Below are 9,635 nucleotides of genomic sequence, written 5' to 3'. Positions count from 1 at the left end.
CCGGTACTCGCCCACCCTCCCCGTCACCGGGTCGTGGACGAGCGCCCCACACTCCGGTGCCGTGGGCTGTGCTTGCTGTTCCATGGGCAACTCCGTACGCGGGCGATTACTCTGGGTGCATCAAGGGTTGCCCAGCGGTACCGCCCGTCACAACGCCTGACGCGTGCCACTGGTCGTCTGTCACGAGGGGGAACCGTGAGTCGACGCAACGGCCAAGCGGGTACGGGCGCGACCACCGCCGCCGTGTTCGGCGAGGTGATGAAGCACTTCCGCGAGTCCGTCGGCCTCACCCAGGAGGGGCTGGCGGGCGAGATCCCGTGCGACCGCTCGCACGTGGCGCGCGTGGAGGCGGGGACGCGGGTGCCCCAGGACACGTTCGCGAAGAAGTGCGACGAAGTGCTCGGTACGGGTGGGGTGTTGATGCGGTTGTGGGGGAGGATCGACTGGTATCCGCAGGTGGAGCATCCGGACTGGTTTCGGCGGCGGGCGGAGATGGATGCGGTGGCTGTCGCCCTGCGGGAGTACCAAGAGCGAGTCGTTCCCGGGCTGTTGCAGACCGAGGCCTATGCGCGGGCGCTGTTCTCACGAGTAACGAGCGGCGAGGAGTTGGAGGAGCGCGTCCGAGCCCGACTGAGCCGACAGCAACGCTTCTTGGAAGCCGACGGTCCGTTCTACGCCGTCGTGCTCGACGAGAGCTGTCTGCGCAACGTGGTGGGGAGCCACGCCATCATGCGTGATCAGTGTGCGCACCTGCTCGACGTCGGACGCCGCCCCAACATCCGTATCCAGGTCGCCCCAGCGGCACTTCCCGGGCTCGTCCGCCCCAACGCCCCCATGTCGTTGATCAAACTGCCCGACGGACTTGAGTGGGTCTACTCGGAATCGCTGGACCGCGGCCATTTCAACGACGATCCGACCGTCCACGCACGCCACAGCCAGACCTATGATGTGCTCAGGGCGGACGCTCCGTCAGCCCCTGACTCCGCCGCCCTGATCAGCGACGTGATGGAAGGGTACGAGCACGATGGACAGCCACGAGTTCCGCGCGCCGAACTGGATCAAGAGCAGCCACAGCGGCGACAACGGCGGCAACTGCGTCGAAGTGGCCCCCGCGTTCCCCCACACCGTCCCCGTCCGCGACAGCAAGAACCCTGACGGCCCGGTCCTCGCCTTCGCGCCCTCGGCCTGGAAGGCGTTCCTCACGAGTCAGCTCATGGACCAGACGTAGGGATCGTGCTCCACGGGCTCGATCCGTTGAGCGGTGGTGGGGCGCGACGGCGCCGGGGACTGGGTGCCGGAGTACACGGCCAGCGCCGTGACGACCTCGGCCTTGGTGATCTCCAGCACCGAGTCCCTCGCTGACCGCCCCGCACGGACCCGCGCCTGCGCGCTCGCCTCGTCCAGCAGGTCGACGGCCGCTCCGGGGAGCAACTGGTCGGGAACGTGGTCGCGGGCGAGTGAGGCAGCGGCTTCCAGCGCCTCGTCCGCGATGGAGACCTGGTGATGTCCCTCCAGGCGTACCCGGACGATCCTGAGCACGGCCAGCGCGTCGTCGATGGACAGTTCGTCCACCGAGACGGTCTGGAGCTGCCGGTCCAGGCCCGGGCGGTACTCCCGTCGCGTGTACTCCGCCGGGCCGCAGGCGCCGAAGACGAAGACGCAGGACTCGCCGAGCAGCGACTGGAACACCGCGAGGGGGCTCGTCGTGCCGGACGGGATGTGGAGCGGGGTGAGAGCGCCAGTAAGGAAGAGCACCAGGGCGGGGTGCTTGCGGACCTCGTCCAGCACCTCTGCCGTCAGTTCGGTGACGCGGCCCCGGTGCTGCGCCTCGGCGACCAGAGCACCGAAATCGAGTGACTGGACGGTCCGGCTCTGGAGGACGGGTGGTACGTCTCCGGCAGTGATCACCTGCGCGAGACCTGCGGCCACGGCTTCCATCCCCACACCGGGCTCACCGATCAGCAGCGGGACGTTCCGGTTCCGGCGGGTGAGGATCTGGATGACTCGTTCGATCTCCCTCTCACGCCCGACGACGGGGCCCAGCTCGCCCTCCTGAGCGGCCTGGGTGAGGTTCCGGCCGAACAGGTCGAGGATCGGGGACGAGGGTGAGGACGGAGCGTCCGGCCGGTAGCCGGAGAGTATCTGGAGAACCAGCTGACGCACTTGGTTGAGGTCTGCGACCAACGTGACCAGGATCTGCGCGGCGACGCCCTCGCCCTCACGGATCAGGCCGAGCAGGAGGTGCTCCGTGCCGACGTAGTTGTGACCCAGCTGAATGGCCTCGCGGGAGGTCAGCTCCAGCACCTTTTTGGCACGGGGCGTGAAGGGGAGGTGGCCCTTGAGCGGCTGCTGCTGGCCCCGGCCGATGATCTCCTCCACCCGCCGGCGGACAGCCTCAAGCGAGATCCCCAGGCTCTCCAGGGCCTTGGCGGCGACACCCGATCCCTCGTGGAGCATGCCCAGGAGAAGGTGCTCCGTGCCGATGTAGTTGTGGTTGACCCGCCGGGATTCTTCCTGAGCCAGGACGACAGCCCGCCGCGCCCCGGCATCGAAACGCTCAAACAAGTCGGACATCAGCCGCCGCTCTCCCCTCCAGCTCCGCAAGATCCCTACGTGCCCGCTCCGTGTGCGGATGCTCCGCCCCCAGAACCCGCTCGCGATCCGCCACCAACTGCCGCAACAGCGCCACAGCCTCGTCGTTGGCACTCACCACCATCAGATTGCGCGCCAGTATGTGCCGTGTCCGCAGCGTGTGCGGATCCTCGGCGCCCAGGACCCGCCCACGGTCGGCGACCAGGACCCGCAGCATGCCGATCGCCTCCTCCCGGTACCCCGCCTCACCGAGGTTCACCGCGAGGAACTGCCTGGTCCGCAACGTGTCCTCGTGATCGGGGCCGAGCAGGCGCACCTGGTCGGCCAGCAGCTGTCGCAGCAACCCGGCGGCCTCCATCGGGTTCCCCGCGCCGCCGAGGCTGTGGGCGTAGGACTGGCGGGTGCGGAGCGTGTCCGCGTCGTCCGGGCCGAGGACGCGGGTCTGCTCGTCGAGGATCTTCTGGAGGGCGCCGGCGGCGCCCTCCCAGTCGCCGTCCTCGCCCTGCCGCACGGCGGCGACATGGCGCTTGCGCAGTTCCGGGCCCACGGTCTGGGCGTAGGACCGGTTGACGCCCAGCGCGATCTGGCTCGCCGTCCCGGCGCCACGGTTGAGCGGCACGGAGAGGCCCTCCGCCTCCATCAGCGTCCGGAGGCGTTTGTACAGGTCCTCCACCGTGAGGAGTTCCGGCCCGCCGACGACGCCCTCGCGCAGGAGCCGCATGAACCGCCCGGAGAAGGCCGTGTGGTCCTCACCGGGCAGCGCGAGAGCGACCTGGTCGCGCTGCGCCGACGTCAGGACGTACGTGCCCGCCACGTCGAGCTGCCCGAGCTGCGCGGCCTCGGCTCCGGCCAGGGAGTCGGTCACCGCTCGCCCCGAGAAGCAGCAGTCCAGGATGACCAGCTTGTTGGCCGCCGGGCTGTCGAGCACGGCGTTGCGGAGCTTGTCGTACTCCAGCGAGTTGAACTCCGGCCCGGTCCACTCGCTGTCGGGCAGGGCCAGATAGAGGTCGTGACGCCGACCGCTCACGAGCCCGTGCCCCGCGTAGTAGACGAGCAGCAGGTCCTCGGCCTCTTCCACGGCCGCCCTCAGCCGCTGGCCGACGGTCCGCAGGTCGCCCTCGTCGAGCAGGACGGTGCAGTGCTCCTCGGGGACGAGCCCGTAGTACTCGTCGGTGAACAGTTCGGCCAGGTCCGCGACGGTGCGGTGGACGGCCGGGAGATCGGGGAGCTTCGGGTCGGAGTACTGACTGGCGCCGATCAGCACGACCCGGGAACGGTTCCGGTCGGGAAGGCGCACGTCACTCCTGTACGTCAGGGTCCTGCCCGTGGTCCGGGTCGTGGTCCTGGTCGAGCTTCAGAGCCTGCCGCAGCAGGTGCTCCACGTCGCCGGTCTTCACGCGCTTCGCGTCGATCTCCACGCTGGATCCGCCCTCACGCCCGATCTTCAGCCGTACGTCACTCCGGCGCGGCTGCGCGAGCCACGTACGCAGAGCCGGGACGAGCGCCGTGACCAGGCCGCCGACGCCGCCCGCTCCGATCGCCACGGTCAGGGTGTCGAGGACGGTGCCGAGTTCCCCCGGCCTGGGTTCTCCTCCGGTGGCGCGGACCCGCCCGGCGAGCTGCGGCTCGCCCCGCAGCCAGTCCGCCAGGGACTCGGTGTCCGCCACCGCGTCCGCGCTCAGCACGGAAATGTGCGCAGCCGTCATCGTTCCCCCGATTACCTTGCAAAACGGCTCAGTTGAGGAGCATCAGTGTACGACCGAGCCCATATCCCACTCCCCCTCTTGGCATCAGTTCCTCTACCCCTCCGCGACATCACGACCCCCAGTAGTTAATGGGATTCATTTTCATGTAGCGTTGCCACCCGTCCAGATCACCCCATCCCGCCTGGAGCCCTCATGGCCGTCCCCAAACGCAAGATGTCCCGCAGCAACACCCGCCACCGCCGCGCCCAGTGGAAGGCGAGCACCCCGCAGCTCGTGCCGGTGAGGATCGACGGCGCGACCCATCTCGTACCGCAGCACCTGGTGAAGGCGTACGAGCGCGGGCTGATCAACCAGAAGGACTACTGACCAGCTCACGATGATGGCTGGGCGGATACCCGTACGCGGTGCGGAACGCGCGGCTGAAGGCCGCCGGGTGGCTGAAGCCCCAGCGGGCCGCGATGCGGTGCACCGGCACCGCGCGCAGGGCCGGGTCGGCCAGGTCGCGGCGGGTGCGCTCCAGGCGCTCACGGCGCAGGTAGGCGGTGACCGTGTCGTTCTCGTCGCGGAAGACACGGTGGAGATAGCTGGGCGAGATGTGGTGGGCCGCGGCGACCGTACGCGGCGTCAGGCCCGGGTCGTGCAGGTTCTGCCGGATGAATGCCTGGATGCGCAGGACCAGGGCCCGCCGACGAGCCTCGGGGCAGAGCGCTTCCTCGGCGTCGAGGACGTGGGCGAAGAGCGCGGACGCCAGGTCGACCACGACCGTCGCGAGGCGGGGGCCGTCGGCGACCTGGTAGCTGCCGGTGTCCGCCGACAGCCGGGTCAGGAACTGGGCGAGCAGGGCGCCGATCCCCTCCTGTCCGGACAACGGGGCCAACCGGCGCCCGACGATCTGGTCGACCTTGGCCGGGGACAACGACAGCCGCGCCTTGGGTATTTCGACGCCGATCGTCCTGATCGACTCCTGGCCGGCCCGGATCTCGACCGGCCGTGAGGAGTCGTTGATCAGGAAGTCGGACGGACCGTAGACGGCCTGCCGGTCGTCCCAGGTCATCGTGGCCGTCCCGCCCAGCAGGAGGGAGAGGTGGTAGACCTCGGGGTCGGACTGCTTGATGTGTTTCGCGGTCCTCGTGTTGACCAGGGGCTGGAACACCGCCGGCCACACCGACACGTCACCGAGCCCGATGATCCGCTGGTGCGCGCGGAAGTCAGCGGCGAACTCGCTGGTCAGCTCCATGGGTGCGTGGGTCTGGTTCATCCGCTCACGCCACCAGTCGAAACGGTCGGCCGCGGGAACGTCCTCGCTGCGGAACACCACCTCGGCCACCATGTTTCCCACCGCCCGCCCCGTCTCGCGCTCGCGCATCGTTCACCGCCAGATGGCCGAGATCTTAGGGCCGGCCGGTGAACAGCCGAATGGCCGCGCGAAGGCATACGAGCGCGCACGGCTGCACGCCTGTGGGACTGGTCCCCAACTCCCCACCTAATCAGGCGAGTTGGACGCGCGACGACGAGACAGGCGATCCGACAGGCGACCAGACAGGCGATCAGACAGGCGATTTGACAAGAGTCCCACTCCTGTCGAGTCTATGCTCATGAAAGCCATTTTCAATAGGGCTTCGGGGCCCGAGGAGGTGCGGAGCCATGCGCGTGGCCTTCGTCGGTAAGGGCGGCAGTGGCAAGACGACCCTGTCCGCGCTGTTCTCGCGGCACCTGGCCGACTCCGGCGCGCCGGTCGTCGCGATCGACGGTGACATCAACCAGCACCTGGCGTACGCGCTCGGCCTCGACGAGGACGACGCGTTCGGCGCACCGCCGCTGAGCGCGCGGACCGGGGAGATCAAGGACTTCCTGCGCGGGACCAACCCGAGGATCGCCTCCCGGGACGCCATGGTGAAGACCACGCCACCCGGGCGCGGGTCACGGCTGCTGCGGCTGCTGGGGGACGACGAGATCCACGGCCGCCATGTGCGCGGCATCAACGGCGTGCCGCTCATGGTGACCGGGGCCTTCGACGAGGGCGACCTCGGCGTGGCCTGCTACCACTCCAAGCTCGGCGCCGTCGAGCTGTACCTCAACCACCTCGTGGACGGAGCCGGCGAGTACGTCGTCGTCGACATGACCGCAGGCGCCGACGCCTTCGCCTCGGGGCTGTTCACCCGCTTCGACATGACGTTCCTGGTCGTCGAGCCGACGCGGAAGAGCGTCTCCGTCTACCGCCAGTACCGGGACCACGCCGCCGAGTTCGGGATCCCGATCGGCGTCGTCGGCAACAAGGTCACCGGCGAGGACGACCTGCTCTTCCTGAAGGAGCACGTCGGCGACGACCTGCTGGCGCACTGCGTCCAGTCCTCCTTCGTCCGCGCCCAGGAACAGGGGCGCGAGGAGGGGGAGTTGGAGGCGCACAACACCGAGACGCTGCGCCGGCTCCGTACGGCCGTCGACACCCGTACGAAGGACTGGGCCACCTTCCAGCGGCACGCCGTCGAGTTCCACCTCCGCAACGCCTCCGCCTGGGCGAACGAGGCCACCGGCCAGGACCTGGCCACCCAGGTCGACCCCGACTTCCGGCACGGCCCGGGGGCCCTCGCGGTCTCCGTCTGAACTACCGCGCCCCTGAACCGCCACCCCCCACTTACAGAACAGGAAGCCCCCATGTCGCTCGACGTCTCCCCGCAACTGCTCGCCGAAGCCGAGAACGGCGAGGTGCGGGAGCAGGACTTCGTGGAAACGGTCCGTACGTCCCTGCCCTACGCCTACGACCTGATCGCCGGCCTCGCCACCGAACTGCGCGCCGGTACCGCGGAGTTCGCCGACAACCAGACCCCGCCGCCGTCCGAGAAGGAGCGCGGTCAGCTGCTGCGGGCGCTGTCCAGCGACGCGATCAGGGGCAGCCTGGAACGCCACTTCGGTGTCGCGCTCGCCTTCCAGAACTGCCACCGGGTCGCCGTCTTCCCGCCCCACTCGCGCGGCGGCGAGACGTACACCCGCTTCACGTCCCCGCGCTCCCAGATCCTGAACCAGTCGCCGGAGTTCCGCGACTGCTGAGCGACTGCTGGGACCGGCCGGGAGGCGGAGGACCGTACCCACGACTACCGGCTGGCACCCCTGTCCCGGTGATATCTGTACGCCGGAGCCGTATCCGTGCGATCGTCCCCACGCACGCCCCCGAATCTCCACCACGAACGCCGCGCCCGGTGACAAGAGTGCTGTCAGGCGATCACACCAGGTGAATAATGGTGTCGGAGGGCGTCTCAGAGCAGAGAGGGTCGCCGTGGGGACCGACAGGGACAGTGATGTCACCCGACAGCGGTTCGACGTGGCCGATGCCGCGCCGTTACTGCTCGACTCGCGTGGGACGGTGACGAGCTGGACCCGGGACGCCGAGCGCCTGCTCGGGTATCCGGCAGCGGAGGTGCTGGGCCGGAGCGTCGCCGAGCTCCTGGTCCCGGAGGACGCGGCCCGGCTCGCACCCCTGGCCGAGGCGTACCGCGACCAGGGCGGCTGGTCCGGCGTCCTCACCGCCCGCCGCCGCGACGGCGACCGGGTCCGGCTCATGGTGCGGGCCGTGCCGACGCGGCCGGAGCCGACGCGAGGGGCCAGCGGCACGGCAGCGCCCGTACCGACGCCCGTACCGACCTGCGGCGATGGCTCCTCCTGGGTGCTGCTGCTCTCCGACATGACCGACGCGCCCGGCTGGGACATGAGCCGGATCGTGCTGGAGAGGATGGTCGTCCAGTCGCCCGTCGGCATAGCGATGGTGGACACCGACCTGCGGTTCGTGTGGTCGAACACCGCGCTGGAGGCGTTCGGCGGCGGCCCCGCGCACGAGCGGATCGGGCGTCGGCTCGCCGACGTCCAGCCCGGTCTGGACGCCGACCGCATAGAGACCGTGATGCGGCGGGTCCTGCAGACCGGTGAGGCGGTCGTCGACTACGAGCACGTGGGCCGGGTCCAGTCGGCCCCGCACCGCGAGACGGCACACGCGATGTCGTTCATCCGGCTCGACGACGACCACGGCAACCCGCTGGGCGTGTACTACACGGTCGTCGACATCTCCGAACGCCACCGCGCCCGGATGCGGCTCGCCCTCCTCGACCGCGCCGGTGAGCAGATCGGCCGCACCCTCGACGTGGCGCGCACCGCGCAGGAGCTCGCGGACGTGGCCGTGCCCGGGCTCGCCGACTTCGTGGCCGTGGACCTGCTGGAGTCCGTCCTGAAGGGGGCCGACCCCGAGCCGGTGCGCGGCGGCGACGCGGTGCCGCTGCGGCGCGCCGGGCAGCAGTCGGTGAACGCGGGCGTGCCGGAGGCCGTCGTCGGCATCGGCGGGCTGGCGTCCTACCTGCCCGGCACGCCTCCGGTGCGCACCCTGACCGCGGGTACGTCCTGGTACCGGGAAAGGCTCGACCCGCTGGCCAGGGAGTGGTCGGACACCCTGCCCGGCGGGCGTGAGGCCACCTTCCTGGACCTCGGGCTGCACACGGTGATGATCGTGCCGATCCGGGCGCGGGGCATCACGCTCGGCATCACCACGTTCTTCCGGGGCGAGGGCCGTCAGGACCCGTTCGACGAGGTCGACCTGGGCCTCGCCGAGGAACTGGTCGCGCGCGCCGCCATCTGCGTAGACAACGCCCGCCGCTACACGCGCGAACGCGGCGCGGCCCTCGTCCTGCAGCGCAGCCTCCTCCCCCGCCGCCTGCCCCAGCAGGACGCGGTGGACGTGGCCGCCTGCTACCGGCCCGCCGACGAGCTCACCGGCCTGGGCGGCGACTGGTACGACGTCATCCCGCTCTCCGGCGCCCGCGTCGCCCTCGTCGTCGGCGAGGTCGAAGGGCACGGCATCGACGGCGCCGCCGCGATGGGGCGCCTGCGCACCGCCGTACGCACGCTCGCCGACCTCGACCTGCCGCCGGACGAGGTGCTCGCCCACCTCGACGACCTGGTCGCCAAGTCCGCCCGGCAGGAGGGCGACGACCCGGGCGCGGGCAGCGGCCACACGGTCGGGGCGCGCTGTCTGTACGTGGTCCACGACCCGGTGTCGGGGGAGTGCGCGATGGCGGCGGCCGGCCACCCGGCGCCGGCACTGATCGCACCGGACGGCACGGTGTCGTTCCCGGACGACCTTCCGATCGGCCCCGCCCTGGGCGTGGACGGCGCCCCCTTCGAGTCCCTCACCCTCGACCTGCCCCCGGGCACCCTGATCGCCCTCCACACCGACGGCCTGCTCGCCGAGGCCACCCCCGAGATGCTGTGCCGCACCCTGACGGGATCAGCGACGGCGGGTGCCCGCCCACCGACGGGCGGGGAGGCGGTACGCACGGGGGCGGGTGCTGAGGG

Annotated in this window: 10 protein-coding genes and 1 pseudogene; 6 read left to right on the top strand and 5 right to left on the bottom strand. The window is 70.4% G+C overall.

Features of this window, described 5'->3' with window-relative positions; genetic code table 11:
- The first annotated feature begins 195 nt into the window (after positions 1-195).
- Positions 196-1,155: a helix-turn-helix domain-containing protein gene (locus FNH08_RS34955; RefSeq protein WP_322726000.1), complete on the top strand. Its 960-nt coding sequence runs from the start codon at positions 196-198 to the stop codon at positions 1,153-1,155.
- Positions 1,103-1,228 carry a DUF397 domain-containing protein gene (locus FNH08_RS52450; RefSeq protein WP_322725999.1) on the top strand — a complete coding sequence of 42 codons (126 nt, stop codon included), beginning with the start codon at positions 1,103-1,105 and terminating at the stop codon, positions 1,226-1,228. Before FNH08_RS34955 ends, FNH08_RS52450 begins: the two co-directional genes overlap by 53 nt.
- Here the strand turns inward: FNH08_RS52450 and FNH08_RS54365 are convergent.
- The 4 genes and pseudogenes from FNH08_RS54365 to FNH08_RS34935 all read right to left on the bottom strand — a co-directional run bounded on the left by FNH08_RS54365 (position 1,207) and on the right by FNH08_RS34935 (position 4,298).
- Positions 1,207-2,142 carry a hypothetical protein gene (locus FNH08_RS54365; RefSeq protein ID WP_456114963.1) on the bottom strand — a complete coding sequence of 312 codons (936 nt, stop codon included), beginning with the start codon at positions 2,140-2,142 and terminating at the stop codon, positions 1,207-1,209. The genes FNH08_RS52450 and FNH08_RS54365 overlap by 22 nt on opposite strands.
- A pseudogene (locus tag FNH08_RS54360) lies at positions 2,125-2,565 on the bottom strand (Clp protease N-terminal domain-containing protein); the annotation flags it as partial. The gene FNH08_RS54365 and the pseudogene FNH08_RS54360, both read right to left, overlap by 18 nt.
- Complete coding sequence (locus tag FNH08_RS34940; RefSeq protein ID WP_152775539.1) at positions 2,558-3,889, bottom strand: caspase family protein; 1,332 nt, start codon at positions 3,887-3,889, stop codon at positions 2,558-2,560. The gene FNH08_RS34940 and the pseudogene FNH08_RS54360, both read right to left, overlap by 8 nt.
- A 1-nt stretch (position 3,890) precedes the next feature.
- On the bottom strand, positions 3,891-4,298 hold the full coding sequence (locus tag FNH08_RS34935; RefSeq protein WP_152775538.1) for an effector-associated constant component EACC1: 408 nt from the start codon (positions 4,296-4,298) through the stop codon (positions 3,891-3,893).
- A 192-nt stretch (positions 4,299-4,490) separates the two neighbouring features.
- Here FNH08_RS34935 and rpmF point away from each other — a divergent pair, with 192 nt between their 5' ends.
- Positions 4,491-4,664 (top strand): 50S ribosomal protein L32, encoded by a 174-nt coding sequence (gene rpmF, locus FNH08_RS34930; protein WP_152775537.1) that lies wholly within the window; start codon positions 4,491-4,493, stop codon positions 4,662-4,664.
- On the opposite strand, the gene FNH08_RS34925 is transcribed toward rpmF, so the two are convergent.
- Positions 4,645-5,628, bottom strand: a complete 984-nt coding sequence (locus FNH08_RS34925) for an AraC-like ligand-binding domain-containing protein (RefSeq protein WP_152775543.1) — start codon at positions 5,626-5,628, stop codon at positions 4,645-4,647. The genes rpmF and FNH08_RS34925 overlap by 20 nt on opposite strands.
- A 314-nt stretch (positions 5,629-5,942) precedes the next feature.
- Between FNH08_RS34925 and FNH08_RS34920 the strand changes: the two genes are divergently transcribed.
- The 3 genes from FNH08_RS34920 to FNH08_RS34910 form a co-directional block, all read left to right on the top strand.
- Entirely contained in the window at positions 5,943-6,902 is a 960-nt protein-coding gene (locus FNH08_RS34920) for an ATP-binding protein (protein ID WP_152775536.1), read from the top strand.
- A 51-nt stretch (positions 6,903-6,953) separates the two neighbouring features.
- Positions 6,954-7,346 (top strand): SCO5389 family protein, encoded by a 393-nt coding sequence (locus tag FNH08_RS34915; RefSeq protein ID WP_152775535.1) that lies wholly within the window; start codon positions 6,954-6,956, stop codon positions 7,344-7,346.
- Between the two features lie 226 nt (positions 7,347-7,572).
- A partial coding sequence (locus FNH08_RS34910) for a SpoIIE family protein phosphatase (protein WP_322725998.1) occupies positions 7,573-9,635 on the top strand: 2,063 nt, incomplete at its 3' end.

This window comes from Streptomyces spongiae, assembly GCF_009377185.1.
Classification (GTDB): domain Bacteria; phylum Actinomycetota; class Actinomycetes; order Streptomycetales; family Streptomycetaceae; genus Streptomyces; species Streptomyces spongiae.
This window is presented reverse-complemented; position numbering and strand designations above follow the sequence as displayed.